The organism is Curtobacterium flaccumfaciens (assembly GCF_013359815.1).
In the GTDB taxonomy this organism is placed as follows: domain Bacteria; phylum Actinomycetota; class Actinomycetes; order Actinomycetales; family Microbacteriaceae; genus Curtobacterium; species Curtobacterium flaccumfaciens.
In genome coordinates this window covers 81,621-99,822 of the sequence record NZ_JABMCF010000039.1, presented here as the reverse complement: position 1 = coordinate 99,822, position 18,202 = coordinate 81,621, and the positions used below count along the sequence as shown (strand labels likewise).

Here is an 18,202-nt window from a genome sequence, read left to right as displayed (position 1 = left end):
TCGCCATCTCAGACGCAGTTCCCTCCTGGTCGTGTCGGCGGCTGCCGTCGCCGCGCTGGTCACCCTCGGGACCGGTGGCGGAGCATCCGCCGCGACGGTCATCGACGGTCCGGTCAACCTCGGCACCGCATCGACCTACGGAGTCCTCGGCGCGAGCGCGGTCACGAACACCGGCCCCTCCGTGATCAACGGCGACCTCGGGTTGTCGCCGGGCACGTCCATCACCGGCTTCGGCGGCGCACCGAACGGCGTCGTCAACGGCACCACGCACCAGACCGACGCCGCGGCCGCACAGGCCCAGCGCGACACCACCACCGCGTACAACGTCGCCGCGTCGCTCTCCCCGACCCAGACCGGTCTGACCGAGCTGAACGGCCTCTCGCTCTCGCCCGGCGTGTACTCCGGCGGCGCCCTCGCCCTGGCGAACAACGGTGCGCTGACCCTGGCCGGCAGCGCGAACTCCGTGTGGGTGTTCCAGGCCGCGTCGACCCTGACCATCGGGTCCGCCAGCCAGATCGTGATCACCGGCGGCGCCAGCTCGTGCAACGTGTTCTGGCAGGTCGGCAGCTCCGCCACCGTCGGCACCGGCGCCCAGTTCCAGGGCACCGTCCTGGCGCAGCAGTCCGTGACCGCCACCACCGGCGCGACCGTGCAGGGCCGACTGCTGGCCCGCACCGGCGCCGTCACCCTCGACACGAACACGATCACGGCCTCCAACGGCTGCCCCGCACCGGGCACGCCGTCCGAGTCGCCGACCATCACCTCGGGCACCCCGTCCGACGGCACCGTGGACGTGCCCTACTCGTCCACCGTCACCGCGACCGGCACCCCGAACCCGACCTTCACCGCCACGGGCCTGCCCGACGGCCTGACGATCGACAGCACCACCGGCGTCATCTCCGGCACCCCGACCACCCCGGGCACCTCGACCGTGACGATCACCGCGTCGAACGGCACCAGCCCGGACGACACCCAGACGGTCACCATCACGGTCCGCGCCCCGGCACCGGTGCCCACCGCGACACCCACCCCGACGGCACCCGCAGTGGTGCCCACCGCGACCCCGAGCGGCCCCGCAGGCGCCGGCGGCGGCGGTGGCGGTGGCGGCGGAACCGACCAGCCCACCGGTGAGCTCGCGTTCACCGGCTCGGACCCGACCGTCCCGCTGAGCATCGCCGCCGCACTGCTCGCCGCGGGTGCCACGCTCATGGTCCTGCTGCGTCGCCGTCGCCGCACCGTCGGCCGCATCTGATCCACCCGCACGATCGACGGCCCCGCGACCTTGGTCGCGGGGCCGTCTGCGTGCCGTCGGGCTCCCGGTGGTCGCACCCGTGAGGACCCTCAGGGACTGAGCCGCCACCTCATCCTCCAGGACGATCCGCGGCGAGCAGCGCGCTCCCTACTGTTGGCGACGGAGCGTGCGGTGGCGCATGCCCGTCGCACCAGGGGAGATCCGACGTGAACCGTTCGCCGAGACGCCGTTCCACCATCGCGCTGCAGATCGCGTGTTCGACACTCATCGCCGGGGCGCTCGCCGTCTCCGGCACGATCGCGGCGTTGCCGGCCACGGCCGCGCCGGGCGACGGGTCCACCGCCGCGACGGGGACGACCACGATCACGACCCCGGGCACGCCCGTCGCGCAGGGTGACGACTGGACGGTGACGCCGACCGACGGCGGGTACACCGTCGTCCTGACCCTCGCCGACCCCCTGCCGCTCCGTGCGGCGGCCCCCGTCCTGCTCGTGGACGGCACCGACATCGGCGTCGCGCAGACGAGCCTCGACCAGCGGCAGCTGACGGTCACCACGACCGACCCCGCGGTCGCCGATGCCCGCAGCGTCGAGCTCGGCTGGACGGGCGAGACCGACCTGCAGGGCAACCGGCAGGCCGCCACCGCGCCGCAGACGGTCGCGCCGAGCGAAGCCCCGGCACCCCTGACCGACGACCCGGCGGCCGCGGGCCAGTACGCGGTGACCCGGGCCGACTACGACCTGGGCAACGAAGCCGAGACGATCAAGGGCTTCGGGCGCAAGGGCGAGATGCGTGCCGCCGTCTTCGTGCCGAAGGACGCCCCGGGCAAGCGTCCGGTCGTGGTGTTCCTGCACGGCCGCCACGAGGCGTGCTCCGGCGGCACGTACAACCCGAAGGCGTGGCCGTGCGGGAAGGGACAGACCGACATCCCGAGCTACCTCGGCTACAACGCGGCAGCGACCGCGCTGGCGAGCCACGGCAACGTCGTCGTGTCGATCTCCGCGAACGCGATCAACGCCCTCGACGGCAGCTACTCGGACGACGGCGGAGCGGTGGCCCGCGGGCAGCTCGTCCTCGACCACCTCAGCCTGCTGCAGCGCGCGGACGCCGGACAGGAGCCCCGGCTCTCGCCGCTGCTCACCGGCAAGCTCGACCTGCAGGACGTCGGCCTCATGGGCCACTCGCGCGGCGGTGACGGCGTGGTCCGCGCGGCCCTGCTCAACACGCAGCGCACGAACCCCTTCGGCATCCGTGCCGTCCTGCCCCTGGCACCGACCGACTTCGGGCGCATGACCCTGCCGGACACCAACACGGCGGTCGTCCTGCCGTACTGCGACGGCGACGTGTCCGACCTGCAGGGACAGCACTTCTACGACGACTCCCGCACCGCCTTCGGGGACGACGTGCTGCGCTCCTCGGTGCTGGTGATGGGTGCGAACCACAACTTCTTCAACACGACGTGGACGCCCGGCAAGTACGCGAAGGCGTCGTCGGACGACTGGTACGACGAGTCCGACGCGGTCTGCGGGGCGAAGGCGAAGCACACCACGCGGCTGTCGTCCGACCAGCAGTACGCCGTCGGCACGAGCCTGATCAGTGGCTTCTTCCGCCTGACGCTCGACGGTGAGCAGCAGTTCCTGCCGATGTTCGACGGCACCGACCGCCAGCCCGCCGCCCTGGGCACGGCCGACATCCGGGTGAGCGCCTCCCAGCCCGGCGCGAGTCGGCGTGACCTCGCCCTGTTCGACACCGCGAACCCGGCGATCACCACGACCGGTGCCCTGACGGCGAAGACCTGCGCGAGCACCGACAACCTGCCCGCGAAGCAGATCCTGCCGGCGTGCGTCTCGATCTCGTCCAACGCCCCGGACTACACACCGGCGTACCTGGCGTCGTCGGTGCCGGCCACCCCCGCCCTGCACGTCTCGCCCACCAAGGCGGCGACCGGCGGACAGGTGCACGTCCCGGTGGCTCCGGCGGCCGGTGACTTCACGGGGTTCCAGGCGCTGTCGCTCCGCCTCACCCCGGACGACACCGCGACGACGAACGCGAACGTCTCGATCACCCTCCGCGACGCGACCGGTGCCGTGGCGACCCGACGCCTGTCCGACACCAGCCGTGCCGGACAGCTGCTCCCCGGTACCCGGATGGCCCCGCGCAAGACGATCCTGCAGCAGGCGCGCATCCCCCTCGACACGTTCACCGGCATCGACCTGACGTCGGTGCGCGAGGTGACCATCGACGTCCCGCAGAAGAACAGTGGGGTCCTGCTGAGCGACCTGTCGCTCGTGCCCGCTGCGACCCTCGGTACCCCGGTGGTCACGAAGCGTCCCGCCGCACGCATCGCGGACCGGTTCGTCGACGAGGGCCGCACGCGCACGGTGGTGCGGGCAGCGGTCGTGCTCTCCCGACCGGCCGAGCAGGCCACCACCGTGTACTTCGACCTCGACCAGGCGTACGACGGGCGCATCCGCCCGGCGGTCCAGCCCGTCACGTTCCAGCCCGGTGAGGTCTGCCGCGCGGTCGCGGTCTCGGTGAACGGTGACCGCACCCCGTCGTTCTCGCGGACGTCGGACTACGCGATGACCCTCAGCAACACCCAGGGCGGATCGGTGATCGGTGACTCGGTCGGCACGATGCGCATCCGCGAGGACGACGGCGTGCGCAGCGTGAACGGACGGCCGACCGCGTCCGCTCCGGCGGTCGGGACCCCGGGTGACGCGTGTGCCGAGGCGCAGGCGACCAGCACGGCCATCGCCGTGACGCCGACGAGCAGCCGGAAGGGTGCCAAGGTCGCGATCTCGGCGACGGGGTTCCGTGCCGGGGAGTCGGTCACCGTCAGCATCGACGGCGGTCGCGCCACCCGCACGACGGCCAACGCCGACGGCAAGGTCCGTCTGGAGATCACGAAGGCCGTGGCGGTGCTGGCGCCGGGCACGCACGTGGTGCACGCCCGTGGCTACGGCTCGGACCAGCGGGCCCGGGGCACCTTCACGACGACGAAGTAGTCGTGCGCGGTCCGGAGCGTCCCGAGCGAACCCTCAGGACGCTCCGGCCCCGATCAGGTCGGCGAGCGGGACGTCGTCGCGCGCCACGGCGGCGGCGACCTGGCTCAGCGAGCGCTGGTGGGCGCGGGCGTAGCGACGGATCATGCCGAACGCCTGCTCGACGTCGACCCCGGCCGCACGTGCGAGGTACCCCTTGGCCTGCTCGATGGCGACCCGGCTGTCGAGCGCTCGCTGGAGCTGCTCCGCGGTGAGGGTCGCGTGCTCGAGGGTCCGTTGCTGCAACAGGCTGATGGTCGCGACGTCGGCGAGGGCCTGCGCGGCTCGGGCATCGGCTCCGTTCAGCGCCCCCTCGGTCTCGCGGAACAGGTTCAGCGACCCGACGGTGGTGTCCCGCAGCCGGAGCGGGATGGCGTGGACCCCCGCGTACCCGCGCGCCCGCGAGGCCTCGGCGAACCGCGGCCAGTGCTGCCGCAGGTCGTCGGCGTTCTCCGACGTCACCAACCGGCCGGTGGTCACGGCAGTGATGCAGGGCCCCTCGCCGGCGTTGAGCTGGAGCAGACCGATGAAGCTGCTGCGCTCGCTCGTCGAGGCGACGACCCGCAGCTCGTCCTGCTTGTCGAGCAGGTGGATGGCACCCGCGGCGGCGTCGAACAGCTCGACGGCCCGATCGACCAGCGTCTGCAGGACGTCGACCACGTCGTAGTCCGCCACCAGGCTGTCGGTGAGGGTCACGAACGTCTCGACCAGTCGTGCTTCGCGTACCTCGGTCATGTGGGGAACGGTCCTTCCGTCGAGCAGGCGGGACAACCGTAGTCGAGCAGCGGACACGCGGACCTGTGGCTTGCACCCGGGAGCGCGGCGGCTCTAGCGTTGGAGCAGCTGCCCCAGACCCCGGCCGCCGGAACGTTCCTCCATTCCGTCGACGACCAGGGAACCCATGACGACGCAGCACGCCGGTACCAGCCCGCAGCGGGAGACCAGCTCGAAACCCCTCACCGGCGGCTACCGGAAGACCGGCTCCCCGGCCGGGCCGCGGACCGGCGGCACCTCGTCGTACTCCGCACTGCTGGCGCAGGTGAAGGAAGCGGGGCTGCTCGAGCGCCGTCGGGGGTTCTACTGGGCGCTGTTCTCCGCCCTCGTCGTGGCGACGGCCGCCTGCTGGGTCGCGTTCGCGTTCCTGGGTGACTCGTGGTTCCAGCTGATCGTGGCCGGTGCGCTGGGTGTGCTGTTCACGCAGTTCGCGTTCCTGTCGCACGAGGCCGCGCACCGTCAGGTGTTCGCGTCCCAGAAGTGGAACGACCGTGCTGGCCGCTGGGTCGGGACGTTCCTGGTGGGCCTCAGCTACTCGTGGTGGATGAACAAGCACACGCGTCACCACGGCAACCCGAACACCGTCGGCAAGGACCCGGACATCGCGCCGGACGTGATCCGGTTCCTGCCGGAGGACGCCGCCGCCGTCAAGAACGGGCCGCTCCGGGTGTTCGTGCAGTACCAGGGCTGGCTGTTCTTCCCGTTGCTCACGCTCGAGGGCATCAACCTGCACCGGGCTGCCGTCATGTCGGTGCTCCGCGGGACGGGTGGGCGCAGTGACGTCCGGGGGCGGGTCCTCGAGGGCGTCCTGCTCGTTGCCCGTTTTGCGATCTACCTGACGGTGGTGTTCTGGTTCCTGCCGTTCGGGATGGCGTGTGCGTTCCTCGGGGTGCAGCTGGCCGTGTTCGGCGTGATGATGGGTGCGTCGTTCGCCCCGAACCACAAGGGCATGCCGACGATCGCGCACGATGCGAAGGTCGACTTCTTCTCCCGCCAGGTGCGCACGTCGCGCAACATCCGTGGCGGCTGGTGGGTGTCGTTCCTGATGGGTGGGCTGAACTACCAGGTCGAGCACCACCTGTTCCCGTCGATGCCGCGTCCGGCGCTGAAGCAGGCTCGCCTGCTCGTCCGTGACCACTGCGACACCCTCGACGTGCCGTACACCGAGACCACGTTGCTGCGTTCCTACGGGATCGTCGTCCGGTACCTCAACCGCGTCGGCCTCGGCGCCCGCGACCCCTTCGTCTGCCCGATGGTGTCCGAGCTCAGGATCCACTGACCACCACCCCCGTGCCGAACCTCCCGAACGAACCCCAGCAGCTCCGAGCAGCGGTGGTCGTGAACCCGACCAAGATCGACCAGGCCCGCCTCCGAGCGGTGCTCGGCGCCGAGGAGCGCGCGTACGGATGGGCCGAGTCGCTCTGGTTCGAGACGAGCGCTGACGACGACGGACGGGCGGCTGCCCGGGCCGCGCGCGACGCTCACCCGAGCGTCGTCCTCGTCGCCGGTGGTGACGGCACGCTCCGGGTCGTCGCCGCGGAACTCCGCGGCACCGGGATCCCGGTGGCGCTCCTCCCCAGCGGCACCGGCAACCTGTTCGCGCGGAACCTCGGTCTGCCCCTCGGCGACCTGGTGCGGTCCGTCCGAGCGGGCTTCAGCGGGACGGACCGCCCGATCGACGTCGGGCTGGCCGACTTGACCGACCCGGCGGGCACCACGACGTCGCACGCGTTCCTGGTGATGACCGGCATCGGGCTCGATGCGAGCATGGCCGCGGACACGAATGCGTGGGTGAAGAAGCGGTTGGGGTGGGTGGCCTACTCGGATCCGATCGCCCGGTCCGTGATCGGCAACCGGCAGATCCCCGTGCACTACGGGATCGACGACGGCCCGCTCCGCAGCATGAGCGCCCACACGATCATCGTCGGGAACTGCGGCACCCTGACCGCGGGCATCCTGCTGCTCCCCGCGGCGCGACCGGACGACGGCATCCTCGACGCCGTGGCGTTCCGGCCGGCCGGGTGGTTCGGCTGGACCAAGGTCGGGTACGCCCTGACGCTCAACCGCTTCTTCGCGCGCACCCGGTTCGGGCGACTCCTGGCGCGGGTGCTGCCGACCTCGCGTGCGCTCCGGTACACCCGGGCACGGACGCTGCGGTTGACCGTCGACACCCCGGAGCGTGTGCAGCTCGACGGCGACGCGTTCGGCGAGGTGGTCGCGGTGACGCTCACCACCGACCACCACGGCCTGGTGCTGCGGACGGAGCCGGACGGGCCGCGGACCCGACGGGCCTAGCCGGTGCTGCCGAGGTCGGCGCCCCGGTGCACGACGTCCTCCGCCATGGCCCGGATCCCGCGGCCCGCACCGGCAGCAGCACGCCGCAGGATCTGGAACGCCTCGTCCATGCGGATGCCCCGTCGGTACGCGAGTGCGCCCTTGGCCTGTTCGAGGAGTTCCCGGGCCTCGAGCGCGTCCTCGACCTGTTCCTCGATCGTGGTCGACACCCCGCGGTCGCGCTGTCGCACGAGGGCAGCTGAAGCCGCGTCGGCGAGCAGCTGCATCAGCACGACGTCCTGGTCACTGTGCCCGCGGGTGTGGTCGGCGAAGACGCACAGCGAACCGATGGTCCGGTCCCGCAGACGGATCGGCTCGGCGAACGTGCCGTGCAGCCCGCGGTCACGCATCGTCGCCGAGAACGCCGGCCACTCCGACTCGTGCGTCGACACGTCGGGCACGTCGATCGTCTTCCCGGTCCGGTAGCAGTCGAGACACGAGCCCTCGTTCGTCCCGAGCTGCGCTTCCTCGGCCTCGCTGCTGCGCTCGCTCGTCGAGGCGACGACCTGCAACGCGCCGGACCGGTCCGCCAGCACGACCCCCGCCTCCGTCGCCGAGGTCCCCTCCACGCACGCCGCGATGACCCGGTCCATGGCGTCGAGCACCTCGAGGTCAGTGTCCAGAGCCGGCACCAACCGATCCGGCAGGTTGATCGCGTCACTGGTCGTCATGCTTCGACGCTACGTCCAGACCGATGGCGCACGGCTCAGCCAGTTCGCGTAGCGGACGACCGTCAGCAAGCCCGCGACGGCCCTTCCGGGAGCCGCGTCCGTCGAAGTGCGGACTGGTGCGACCCCTGAAGAAGGGTCAGGATGACGCATCAGTTGCACAGAGCAACTGGCAGGTGCTTCACCGACAGAGGAGTCGTCATGAAGAAGTCCATCGCCGCCGCGTTCGCCGCGGTCGCCGTCATCACCGCCGGCGTGTTCGCCGCTTCGCCCGCCTCCGCGCTGCCCGTCAGCACGAAGGTCGTCGGCGGCGAGAAGGCCCCCACCACCTCGTGGGCGGTGCAGCTCGAAGCCTCCGGCGGGAGCATCCCCTCGGGCTACGTCAGCAACTGCACCGGCGAGCAGCTCAACGCCTCGTGGATCCTCACCGCCCGGCACTGCATCGACGGCATCGGTGCGATGAACGTCTACCACTCGAACTCCACCGTCAACCGCGGCACGGCCGTCGCCGTCGACCGTGTCAGCGCCTCGCCGGCGGGTGACATCGCGCTCGTGCACCTGCGGACCGCCTACTCGCTGTCCACCTACGCACCCCTCGACCTCACCGCGACGGCCAAGTCGAGCGGCACCGGCACCATCCAGGGCTACGGCCTGCGTGCGAACGCGACCCAGTCCGACGGCCTGTACCAGGCCACGGTCTCGCTCACCGGCGCGAGCACCGACGCCTTCAGCGGTCGCGCCCAGCACCTCACCGGCGTGACCGGTGCCTCGAACCACGGCGACTCGGGCGGCCCGCTGCTCGTCAACGGCAAGGTCGTCGCCGTCTGCTCCACCGGCGACAGCGCCGACCCGGGCGCGAACACCAAGGCCGGCTCGAACTACGCCCTGCTGTCGCAGGCCTCGTCCTGGATCCGGACCACGGCCGGCGTCTGAACCACCTGACGGACTGGAGGCGCGGTGTCAGCTGGCACCGCGCCTCCAGTCCGTCCCACCCGTCTCCAGGGCGTTGCTCGCCTGCCCGGCGTCGTTGCCCACCAGCTCCAGCTGAGCGCCCGTGCGGGCGCTGCGACGACAGTGGGGCCATGAGCCAGTACGAGAAGCGCGATCCGAACACCCTCTACCCGGCACCGCCGTACCCGAAGCAGGAGCAGTCGCTGCCGGGTGCCGCGTGGAAGATGGACCCGAAGCCCGACCACGGCGAGGAGAGCTACGTCGGTCTCGGACGGCTGAAGGGGTACCGCGGCATCGTCACCGGTGCCGACTCCGGCATCGGCCGTGCCGCGGCCATCGCACTGTCGCGCGAAGGTGCGGACCTGGTGCTCTCGTACCTGCCGGACGAGCAGGAGGACGCGGAACAGGTCCGCGACCTGCTCGAGTCCGAGGGCCGTCGCGCCGTGCTGTTCCCCGGGGACATCTCCGACGAGCAGTACTGCACCGACCTGGTGCAGAAGGGCGTCGACGAGTTCGGCGGCCTCGACACCCTGGTCATGGTCGCGGGGCGCATGGAGAGCAACGAGGACATCCTCACGCTCGACACCTCGATGTTCGACTCCACCTTCAAGACCAACATCTACTCGCTGTTCTGGCTGACCAAGGCTGCGGTGCCGCACCTCGAGCCCGGGTCGACCATCGTGACGACCGGCTCGATCCAGGCGTCCACGCCCTCGCCGGACAAGATCGACTACGCCGTGTCGAAGGGCGCGATCAAGCTCTTCACCGAGGCCGTCGCGCAGCAGCTCGCCCCGAAGGGCATCCGTGTGAACTCCGTTGCGCCGGGGCCGGTGTGGACGCCGCTGCAGCCGGGTTCCGACGACGCCGAGACGGTGTCGCACTTCGGTGAGAGCTCGCCGTTCGGCCGTCCCGGTCAGCCTGCCGAGCTCGGTGCCGCCTACGTGCACCTGGTCAGCCCGGAGTCGAGCTACCAGTCCGGGTCGACGATCACGATCGCGGGCGGGACGCCGGCGTTCTGATCTGTCGTTCTGGGCTTTTGGCGTTTTCGCGTTCTTGCGTTCGAGGAAGGGGACCACGTGTCCGGAGTGACGCACACCGTGCTGGTCGAGTGGGACGGGGAGGACCGGTCGTCCGAGGCCACGGCCCTGTCGCGCGAGCACCTGCCACGGATCGAGGGAGTCGAGTCGGTGCAGGCCGGCACGAGCGTGAGCACCGAGGGGCTGGAGGGCGGGTTCCACTGGATGCTCGTCGTCCGGTTCCGCGATCGTGCCGCGCTCGCCGGGTACCTGCCGCACCCGGAGCACCGGCCGGTGGCCGAGTTCATCGGTGCGGCGAGTGCGCGGGTCGTCGTGTTCGACGTCGAGGACGCCGCCTGATCGCTGCGCCGGAAGCTGTGTAACGCTCTGGTTGCGATGGCGGACGAGGGGTTCCGTTCCTCGTGGAGGCTCGGCGTACGGTGGATCGGCCATCGCAACGGCGCGGGGGTCATCGGCCGGCGCTGCGGCTCTCCGGAGCCCGCGCCGGCCGGGTCCCCGCCCGCGGGCGGGGACCGTTCGACATCCGCCGACGGAGGGAAACAGACGATGCCCGGCAACCCGAACCCGTTCGTCCACGACGGCGCGAAGATCCTGCTCGGCGAGGCGGGAGCGGCGCACTGCGACGAATGCGGGGACGCCGTCCGGCTCGACCCGCGGATCGGCAGCTGGAGGACCGTGCAGCAACCCGGCCCCCAGCTCCCGCCTGACCGGCAGCGGCGCAGTGCGGCGGGGGCCGCGTGAACGGCACCGCCCGGACCGCCGGGGTGACCCTCGGGCTGATCGCAGCGATGGCGCTGACCGCCTGTTCCGGCACGCCGGCCGCGTCGCCGACCCGGACCGTCACCGCGACTGCCACCGCGACCCCGGAGGCGCCTGCTGACCCCGACACTCCGACCCCGGCTGCGACCCCGACCGCGACGGACACGGCCTTCAGCCTGTCGGACCCCGCGACGTGGACCATCTCGACCGACGAGGTCGGACCGATCGCCCTCGGTGGTCCGGTGCAGGGCGAGATCGACGACCTGGCTGCTGCATACACCCGGAGTACGGATGCGTGTCCGGCCAGCCCGGAGACGACCTTCTGGGAGCGGTCCGACGCCCCCGGCCTCATCGTCATCCCCCGCGACGGCAAGGTCGCCGGGGTGACCATCGGTGGGGTGGGGGCGGACCCGGTGACGACGAACTCGCCCGAGACCGACGCCGGGATCGGCATCGGAGCGACCCTGACCGAGGTGCGCTCCGCGTACCCGGACCTGCAGTACACCGGCACCTACGGTGAGGACCAGGGGCCGTACTCGATGTGGAGCGTGCAGGCCGACGGGCGCTACATGACGTTCCAGCTCGGGACGGACGGCACCACCGTGGGGGCGATCTGGGTGGGGTCGGTCGCGATGTTGCCGTACGAGTACTGCGCCTGACACCACCGAAGGTCGAACGTCGCTGCTGGCAGGATGACGGGCATGGCCAGCGCAGTCCGTCTCATCCGGTCCGACGTCCTGAGCGACGCGGCGCAGTACGCGTACGCGTCCACCGTGCCGGCCGGGACGCGGCTCGTGTTCCTCGCCGGGGCCTGCCCGCTCGCCTCGGACGGGTCCACGGCGGCGGTCGGCGACTACGCGGGCCAGGCTGCCCGGTGCATCGAGACGATGCAGGAGGTGCTGCGTGCCGCAGGCGCCTCCATCGAGGACGTCGTGAGCACCCGGGTGCTCGTGGCGTCCTCGCGGCAGGCCGACCTCGTCGCCGCATGGCAGGTGGTGCGCGATGCCTTCGGGACGCACGACGTGCCGAGCACCCTGCTCGGGGTCACGGTGCTCGGCTACGACGACCAGCTGGTCGAGATCGAAGCCGTCGCGGCCGTCGCCGACGGTCAGCCCACGTGACGACGCGAGGTGTCGAGGTTCCCGCGCTCCCGCGCTCCCGCGCACGCTCGCCTCAGAAGCCGGGACCCGCTTTGACCAGCGCGATGCCGACACCGACGAGCGCGAGGACGAGACCGGCCACGAACGTCCGCGGGGACGGGTTCTCTCCGCGGAGCCTGGCCACGACGGGCCCGAGGAGCGCGAGCCGGACCACGAGGTACGCGATCGCGATGATCTCGGCCGCGAGCCCGGATGTGCCGGTCAGCCAGGCGTAGGCGAGGACGGCAGCCGGCAGGAGACCGGAGGTGAGGATGGGCAGCGAATCTCGCAGCTCGGCGCGGACGGTCTCCCCGGTGAGGCGGTGGTCGCTCCGCGCACGTCGTCCGACCGATTCGGCGAAGGTGTGTGCGAGGAAGGTCGAGAACGCGGTGGCGAGGACGTACCAGAGCCCCCGACCGCTCTCGGCGGTGTCCGGGAGCATGGGTGCGATCGTGCCGAGGATCACGATGTTGCCGTACACGAACGCGGTGATGCGGCTCGAGGCGTCCTCACGCGACAGGCGGCTCCGGCCCACGGAAGTCCTCTCGTGCGGGCTCAGTAGTACTCACCCTGCCGGTAGTCCCAGCTCGTGAACGTGTCCGCGAGCAGCCCCATGATCCGGTCGACGTCGAGCCCCTTGCGGATCAGCGTCGGTGCGGGGACGACCGATCGGCGTCCGTCCTGCAGCGGGATCAGGGCTCCGGTGCTGTCGACCATCGACACCATGACTCCCTGCTCGTAGCGGGTCTCGGCACTCTGCTCCGGCTGGATGGACGCGACGTAGTCGTCCGCCTCGACGATCACGTCGGCGCGCTCGGCGATGCGCTCGCCGATGCCGTCCACCACGCCACGGTTGCCGGTGCCCGACGGGTTGGCCGAGCTCGCGAAGGCGAACTTGCCGTGCTCGGTCCAGAGCTCGCGGGCGGCGAGCTCACCGGGGACGCCGAACTTGATGACGAAGCAGGACGTCCCGCGGGTGTCCATCATGAGTTCGTCGGAGCCGTCCGCCGGCAGTGCCGCTCGACCCTCGTCGCTCCAGGGCAGGATGCACCCGAGCAGGACGTCCTCGTCCCAGCACCGCTGGTACAGGGCGTCGATCTCGGGGGTGAGCTGCGCGATGCTCCGGAGCATCTCGAGCGAGCTCACGAGCACGACGCCCGGCTTGTTGCGGTTGCGTTCCTTCGCGTCGAACTTGCGCTCCAGACCCGCGCGGTCCGAGGTCATCAGGATGTAGCCGACCTTGGTGGGGACCACCGCCAGCCCGCCGTCGTGCAGCAGGGCGTCCACCGCACTGCGCGGCACGCCCCCGTCCCAGTGCACCCGGTTCATGCTGACCTGCGTGTCGTCGTTCATGCCCGTCCTCGTCCCGCTCTGGAATCAGACGATCGTCTGACAGCGGGAGCCTATGGACGGCATCCGAGCCGGACAAGGGCGAAGGACCCGACCTGTGGGCCTTCTCCGAAGGGTTCAGGCGGGCTCGCAGTGAACGGCCGAGGGGCCCAGCACGCGCTGGGCCCCTCGGTCGTTCATCTGTGGTGGGTCAGGATCGCTTCCGACGACTGGCCTGCAGCGCGATCACGCCGACGCCGGTCAGCGCGAGTCCCGCAGCCCACGGCAGCAGGTGCATCGCGTCGCTCCCGGTGTAGGCCAGCTGGCCGGTCGGGACGGCAGCGGAGACCGCGCTCGTCGGAGCGACAGGGGTCGCCACCGTCGAAGCGGTCGGACGGACGTCCACCGTGAACGCCGTCGCGAAGCTGCTCGACGCCACGGTCAGGGCGTGGGTCGACGCGTGCGGGAACGTCACTTCGGCACCTGCCCACGGGTCGGTGTTCGGGACGATGACGTCAGAGGTGTGGTCGGACGTCACCGTGAACGGTGCCGGGTAGCCGTCGGCGCCGTCGACCTCGTTGCCGAAGCGGTCGACGAGGCTCCCGCCGACCAGGAGCGTGCCGCCCTGATCGATGGTCGGCTGCCCGCCCTCGAAGCCCACGCCCAAGGTGCTGTAACCGCCGTCGGGCTCGGGCGTGGTCTCGTTCTGGAAGGTCCAGACGGTGCCGTCGCGCTCGACGACCCAGCTCGTGGAATGAGCGGTGAGGAACGTGTCCTTGTCCTCGGCCGTCACCCGCACGCCGAGCGGTGTCGAGGCGTCCGTCGTGAGGTTCACGTACTGCGATGCGGTCGTCGTGCCGCTGGTCGCGACGATGCGGAAGGCGTACGTGCCCGAGTAGTCAGAGGTGCCGGACAGCACCCCGGTGGAGTGGTCGAGCGACAGACCGTAGGGAAGGTAACCGGATTCGTCTTGATCGGTCTCGTCGGCGTACGGGTCGTCGAGCGAGAAGTACTCCACCGAGTACGTCGGCTTCGGGAACCCGTCCGCGGCGAACGTGTGGGTGAACCGTTCCCCGGCCGTCGTGGACAGCATGACCGGCTCGTCTTCGGTGGTCGCCTCGGGGAACGAGGCGGCCTGTGTCACCGCAGCGGTCGACGCCGTTGCTGTCTGGTCGTCATCGCCCGTGATCGTGACGGCGATGACCTTGCCGGCGTCCGAAGGGAGGACGAGGTAGGACTCGGTCGTGACGGGGAGCGTGGTGCCGTCACCCGTCCACACGAAGGAGAGCGTGCCGGTGAAGCCCGTCCCCGTCGCGGTGAGGGTGCTGCCCACGGTCGCATCCCCGACGATGGTCGCGGTGGGGTCGGCGACGGCGGGAGCAGACGTCGCCGGGGCGGCCGGAGCGCTGCTGGGCGCGGTGGTCTCGTCCGCGGGCACCTCCGTGTCCTCGGCGGCATCCGGAACCGGGACGACAGGAGTCGTCGCGTCGGGCGACGCTGCTGCGGTCTCCTCATCGGTGCCGGTGCCGGTGCCGGCACCGGGGTCCGTGCCGGTTCCGGGCGCGGTGTCCTCGGTGGGGGCCGCGGTCGAACTTGCCGACGCGCTCGCCGGTGCTGCGTCCGGCAGTTCTGCCGCCGAGGCAGACAGCGCCCCGAAGCCGGTGCTCAGGCCGATGACGGCGATCGTCGCGCCGATCGCGCATGCGCGTCGGAGTGTTGCGGTGCTGTGTGGCACGGGTTGTCCCCTCGGGTGTGCCGTCCGACAACGGCCGGACGAGTGCGATCGCCGGAAGCCGGCGCCCTCGGATCGTAGCCAACCTGTGAAGCGTCCTTGAGCCCGAGGGCGGGCATCACCCGCGAAGTGGGGGAGCGGCATCGCGCCGCAGTCGTCGCAGCGCTCATCTGGAGAGGTGGAAATATTCCCATTTCGGGCAAATGGTCTCACCATGCGAACAGCAGAGTTGCGAGAGCCGGCGTTCTGGGTCATGACCACCCTCGCCCGGGGACGGCTCCACGGGTACGGCATCATCCAGGCCGTCACCGAGCTCACGGAGGGCGACGTCAGCCTGCCGGTGACGACGCTGTACAAGACACTGGAACGTCTCGAACAGGACGGACTGGTGACCGGCGCCGGAGACGAAGTCGTTCGGGGGCGTCTCCGGCGCTACTTCGCCCTCACCACCCAGGGCGAACAGCGGCTCGCGCTGGAGACCGAGCGACTCGAGGTCAGGCTGCGCGCGGTGCGTGCCCGTCTGCCGCGCACGTCGAGCATCTCCGGAAAGGTGGCCGGAGCATGAGCGCCGAACTCGAAGCTCGGTACCGGCGACTGCTCGCCTGGTACCCGGCTGCGTGGCGGTCCGCGAACGCCGACGCGCTCGTCGGGACACTCCTCGACGTCGCCGAGGGCGAAGGCCAAGAGCGTCCGACCCGTCAGGAACGTCGGGCCATCGCTGAGCACGGCGTGGGCCTGCGGCTCGACGGGCTCGTGGTGGCCGATGTGCGGAACCCCGCGAGCACGGTGGCCCTGACCCTCGGCACCGGGCTTGCTCTCGCCGAGTTCCTGTTCTCGAGTTGGGCGCCGTGGATCACCGGCAACCCGGCTCCGGGATCGATGGTGCAGGTCGGACCCTTCCGCGACACGGGCTTCGTGTTCGCGGCGCTCTGGGTGATCGCCCTCGTCGCTGCGCTCTCCGGCCGGTGGAACGTCGGGCGCGTCGTCCTGCTGGTGTCCGTGCTGCTCGGGACCGTGTCGCCGTACCTCCTGAACCGGTACCCGGGCGTCTGGAGTGTCGACCGGGCGACCTTGCTCCTGCTCAGCGCGTGTGCGGTCGTCGCGGTCCTCGGGCGCCCGCACCGCTCCCAGCACACCGCGGCAGCAGCCGTCGGGTGGTTCCTGCTCGGCGCCCTCAGCTACTGCAGCGTCAGCGATCCCGGACAGTGGCAGTACAGCCGGTCCCTGTGGGACGGGAACCTCTACGCCTGGTACGGGACGGCAGTGCTCGAGATCAGCGCCGTCGTTCTCGCGATCGTGCGGTGGTGGCGGACAGCGTTCACGATCGTCCTGAGTCTCGTCCCGTACGTCGGGGCGGTCGCGGTGAACGAAGTCCGCGCGATGGACGTCGGGAGCGGGTCCGTCGAGTTGGTGGCACTCCCGGTGGCCCTCGGGCTGGTCCTGCTCGTCCTCCACAGTCGTGGTTCCCTTGCGCTCCCACCGCGGAGACCTGTGCGGCCCGCTCGCTAGTCCGGCCGCTTCGGAGTCGGGGCACACCGAAATCGAACCCCCGCCTCACTCCACCAACGACTGCGTCCCCACCACGATCGCCAGGGCCAGCCGCTCCGCGTCCACCGATCCGGGCTCGGCCGTGTACGCCAGGATCCGCAGGTCCTCCGGCCCGACGACCAGGGTGTCGCAGTCGAGCGTGATCAGCCCGACGTCCGGGTGGTCGATCACCTTCCGGCGGGCGGTCTCGCCGAGCGCGGTCGCGCCCGAGTCCCACAGCTCGACGAACCGCGGGCTCGCCGCCCGAAGGTCTCGCACGAGCTGCCGCAACTGGCGGTCGAGCGGGTAGCGCGCCGCGGTCATCCGGAGCCCCGCCACCAGGTTCGCCTCGAACGCCGCCTGCTCCTCCGGCGTGTGCACGGCTCGGCTGCCGGATCCGACCAGGTGCCGCCACGCGGTGTTCCGGTCGTTCCCGTGCAGCGCCCCGATCGGCCCCATCAGTGCGTCGTACGGGGCGTTGGCGACGAGCAGGTTCCCCGCGGCGTCGAGCACCGCGACGGGGGTGTCCGCCAGCCGGTCGAGCAGTCGCTGCACGCTCGGCGGGATCCTCGACGGCACCACGTCGGCACCGGGGAGCGCGTGCCCGGCGAGCCGGTAGAGCAGCTCGCGGTCGGCATCAGCGACCCGCAGCGCCCTCGCGAGCGCCTCGACGACCTGGGCGGACGGCGTGGTCGCCCGCCCCTGCTCGAGCCGGGTCAGGTAGTCGGCGGAGATCCCCGCCAGCCCGGCCAGCTCCTCACGCCGCAGACCGGACGCACGCCGACGGGGCCCGACGACCACTCCCGCCGCCTCGGGGGAGACGTGGTCGCGCAGCCGCCGCAGGGTGTGCCCGAAGTCCGTGTCCGCCATGTCCCCAGTCTGCGCGCGACGGTCGACCGGGTCCTGGCCCTGCCGGTCCTACGACAACCGGGCGACTCCCTGCGGTCGCCGCCGAGCACGACGCTGGACCGATGACAACGACACTCATCACCGGGGCCACCCGCGGCCTCGGCAAGGAAACCGCCCGCCAGCTCGTCGAGGCGGGGCACACCGTCTGGATCGGTGCCCGCGACGCCGACCAGGGCGCCGCGGTCGCCGCCGAGATCGGCGCCCGCTCCGTCCAGCTCGACGTCCGCGACGACGACTCGGTCGCCGCGGCCTTCGCCCACGTCGACGCGAACGGCGGACTCGACGTGCTGGTCAACAACGCCGGCATCGCCGTCTGGGGGCAGAGCGGGCCCGAGGCGCTCGCCGTCTTCGACACGAACGCCGTCGGCACGATCCGCGCGACCGAGGCCGCGCTGCCGCTCCTGCGTCGCTCCGCGAACCCGATCGTCGTGAACCTCTCGAGCGCGCTCGGCTCCTTCACCGCCACCCACGACCCGTCGAAGCCGGCGTTCAGCGTGCCGGCCGTGGTCTACGGCGCGTCCAAGGCCGCCGTCTCGATGCTGACGGTGCAGTACGCACGCGTCGTGCCCGAGGTGCACTTCGTCGCGATCGAGCCCGGCTACACGGCCACCGAGTTCGGTGGCATGCCGAACCCGCACGGTCGCCCCGTCGAGGTCAGCGCCGCGACGATCGCGGCCGCCGCGAGCGCGGGCCCGGAGGGCCCCACCGGCGTGTTCCTGGAGGACGGCCAGACGCTCGGGTGGTGAC

At 71.4% G+C, this 18,202-nt stretch carries 19 protein-coding genes; 13 read left to right on the top strand and 6 right to left on the bottom strand.

Features of this window, described 5'->3' with window-relative positions; all coding sequences use genetic code 11:
- Window positions 1–31 precede the first annotated feature (31 nt).
- Window positions 32–1,252 (top strand): ice-binding family protein, encoded by a 1,221-nt coding sequence (locus HP445_RS12000; protein ID WP_241660385.1) that lies wholly within the window; start codon window positions 32–34, stop codon window positions 1,250–1,252.
- A gap of 206 nt (window positions 1,253–1,458) precedes the next feature.
- Window positions 1,459–4,260: an alpha/beta hydrolase gene (locus tag HP445_RS11995; protein WP_128780208.1), complete on the top strand. Its 2,802-nt coding sequence runs from the start codon at window positions 1,459–1,461 to the stop codon at window positions 4,258–4,260.
- A 33-nt stretch (window positions 4,261–4,293) separates the two neighbouring features.
- Here the strand turns inward: HP445_RS11995 and HP445_RS11990 are convergent, their stop codons facing one another.
- Window positions 4,294–5,031 (bottom strand): GAF and ANTAR domain-containing protein, encoded by a 738-nt coding sequence (locus HP445_RS11990; RefSeq protein WP_128780207.1) that lies wholly within the window; start codon window positions 5,029–5,031, stop codon window positions 4,294–4,296.
- A gap of 166 nt (window positions 5,032–5,197) precedes the next feature.
- Between HP445_RS11990 and HP445_RS11985 the strand changes: the two genes are divergently transcribed.
- Window positions 5,198–6,349 carry a fatty acid desaturase family protein gene (locus HP445_RS11985; protein WP_111088343.1) on the top strand — a complete coding sequence of 384 codons (1,152 nt, stop codon included), beginning with the start codon at window positions 5,198–5,200 and terminating at the stop codon, window positions 6,347–6,349.
- 11 nt (window positions 6,350–6,360) lie between these two features.
- Window positions 6,361–7,365 (top strand): diacylglycerol/lipid kinase family protein, encoded by a 1,005-nt coding sequence (locus tag HP445_RS11980; RefSeq protein WP_128780206.1) that lies wholly within the window; start codon window positions 6,361–6,363, stop codon window positions 7,363–7,365.
- Here HP445_RS11980 and HP445_RS11975 read toward each other — a convergent pair.
- A complete protein-coding gene (locus HP445_RS11975) occupies window positions 7,362–8,075 on the bottom strand; it encodes a GAF and ANTAR domain-containing protein (protein WP_128780205.1) in 714 nt (237 codons plus the stop codon). The two genes, HP445_RS11980 and HP445_RS11975, sit on opposite strands and share 4 nt — an antisense overlap.
- A 198-nt stretch (window positions 8,076–8,273) precedes the next feature.
- Between HP445_RS11975 and HP445_RS11970 the strand changes: the two genes are divergently transcribed.
- The 6 genes from HP445_RS11970 to HP445_RS11945 all read left to right on the top strand — a co-directional run bounded on the left by HP445_RS11970 (window position 8,274) and on the right by HP445_RS11945 (window position 11,940).
- Window positions 8,274–9,005: a S1 family peptidase gene (locus HP445_RS11970; protein ID WP_084740785.1), complete on the top strand. Its 732-nt coding sequence runs from the start codon at window positions 8,274–8,276 to the stop codon at window positions 9,003–9,005.
- A 149-nt stretch (window positions 9,006–9,154) separates the two neighbouring features.
- On the top strand, window positions 9,155–10,042 hold the full coding sequence (locus HP445_RS11965) for an SDR family oxidoreductase (RefSeq protein ID WP_110858568.1): 888 nt from the start codon (window positions 9,155–9,157) through the stop codon (window positions 10,040–10,042).
- 57 nt (window positions 10,043–10,099) lie between these two features.
- On the top strand, window positions 10,100–10,399 hold the full coding sequence (locus HP445_RS11960) for a Dabb family protein (RefSeq protein WP_164941146.1): 300 nt from the start codon (window positions 10,100–10,102) through the stop codon (window positions 10,397–10,399).
- 207 nt (window positions 10,400–10,606) lie between these two features.
- Window positions 10,607–10,801, top strand: coding sequence for a hypothetical protein (locus HP445_RS11955; protein WP_071404793.1), 195 nt, complete (start codon window positions 10,607–10,609; stop codon window positions 10,799–10,801).
- Window positions 10,798–11,478: a hypothetical protein gene (locus HP445_RS11950; protein ID WP_128780203.1), complete on the top strand. Its 681-nt coding sequence runs from the start codon at window positions 10,798–10,800 to the stop codon at window positions 11,476–11,478. Before HP445_RS11955 ends, HP445_RS11950 begins: the two co-directional genes overlap by 4 nt.
- Window positions 11,479–11,520: 42 nt before the next feature.
- The gene (locus tag HP445_RS11945) at window positions 11,521–11,940 is read left to right on the top strand and encodes a RidA family protein (RefSeq protein WP_128780202.1); all 420 of its coding nucleotides are present in this window, start codon (window positions 11,521–11,523) and stop codon (window positions 11,938–11,940) included.
- 52 nt (window positions 11,941–11,992) lie between these two features.
- Here HP445_RS11945 and HP445_RS11940 read toward each other — a convergent pair whose 3' ends face one another.
- The 3 genes from HP445_RS11940 to HP445_RS11930 all read right to left on the bottom strand — a co-directional run bounded on the left by HP445_RS11940 (window position 11,993) and on the right by HP445_RS11930 (window position 15,022).
- The gene (locus HP445_RS11940; protein WP_241660384.1) at window positions 11,993–12,493 is read right to left on the bottom strand and encodes a hypothetical protein; all 501 of its coding nucleotides are present in this window, start codon (window positions 12,491–12,493) and stop codon (window positions 11,993–11,995) included.
- A 20-nt stretch (window positions 12,494–12,513) separates the two neighbouring features.
- Complete coding sequence (locus HP445_RS11935) at window positions 12,514–13,311, bottom strand: L-threonylcarbamoyladenylate synthase (protein ID WP_111032637.1); 798 nt, start codon at window positions 13,309–13,311, stop codon at window positions 12,514–12,516.
- A gap of 187 nt (window positions 13,312–13,498) precedes the next feature.
- Entirely contained in the window at window positions 13,499–15,022 is a 1,524-nt protein-coding gene (locus HP445_RS11930; RefSeq protein WP_128780201.1) for a putative Ig domain-containing protein, read from the bottom strand.
- 250 nt (window positions 15,023–15,272) lie between these two features.
- Between HP445_RS11930 and HP445_RS11925 the strand changes: the two genes are divergently transcribed.
- Together HP445_RS11925 and HP445_RS11920 are read left to right on the top strand one after the other, a co-directional pair.
- Complete coding sequence (locus tag HP445_RS11925; protein WP_206647594.1) at window positions 15,273–15,584, top strand: PadR family transcriptional regulator; 312 nt, start codon at window positions 15,273–15,275, stop codon at window positions 15,582–15,584.
- Window positions 15,581–16,528, top strand: coding sequence for a hypothetical protein (locus HP445_RS11920; protein ID WP_128780199.1), 948 nt, complete (start codon window positions 15,581–15,583; stop codon window positions 16,526–16,528). The genes HP445_RS11925 and HP445_RS11920 overlap by 4 nt, the downstream gene beginning before the upstream one ends.
- Before the next feature lie 45 nt (window positions 16,529–16,573).
- Here the strand turns inward: HP445_RS11920 and HP445_RS11915 are convergent, their stop codons facing one another.
- Window positions 16,574–17,416 (bottom strand): helix-turn-helix transcriptional regulator, encoded by an 843-nt coding sequence (locus HP445_RS11915; protein WP_128780198.1) that lies wholly within the window; start codon window positions 17,414–17,416, stop codon window positions 16,574–16,576.
- 101 nt (window positions 17,417–17,517) lie between these two features.
- Here HP445_RS11915 and HP445_RS11910 point away from each other — a divergent pair, with 101 nt between their 5' ends.
- Window positions 17,518–18,201: an SDR family NAD(P)-dependent oxidoreductase gene (locus tag HP445_RS11910; RefSeq protein WP_111054797.1), complete on the top strand. Its 684-nt coding sequence runs from the start codon at window positions 17,518–17,520 to the stop codon at window positions 18,199–18,201.
- The last annotated feature ends 1 nt before the right edge of the window (window position 18,202 follow it).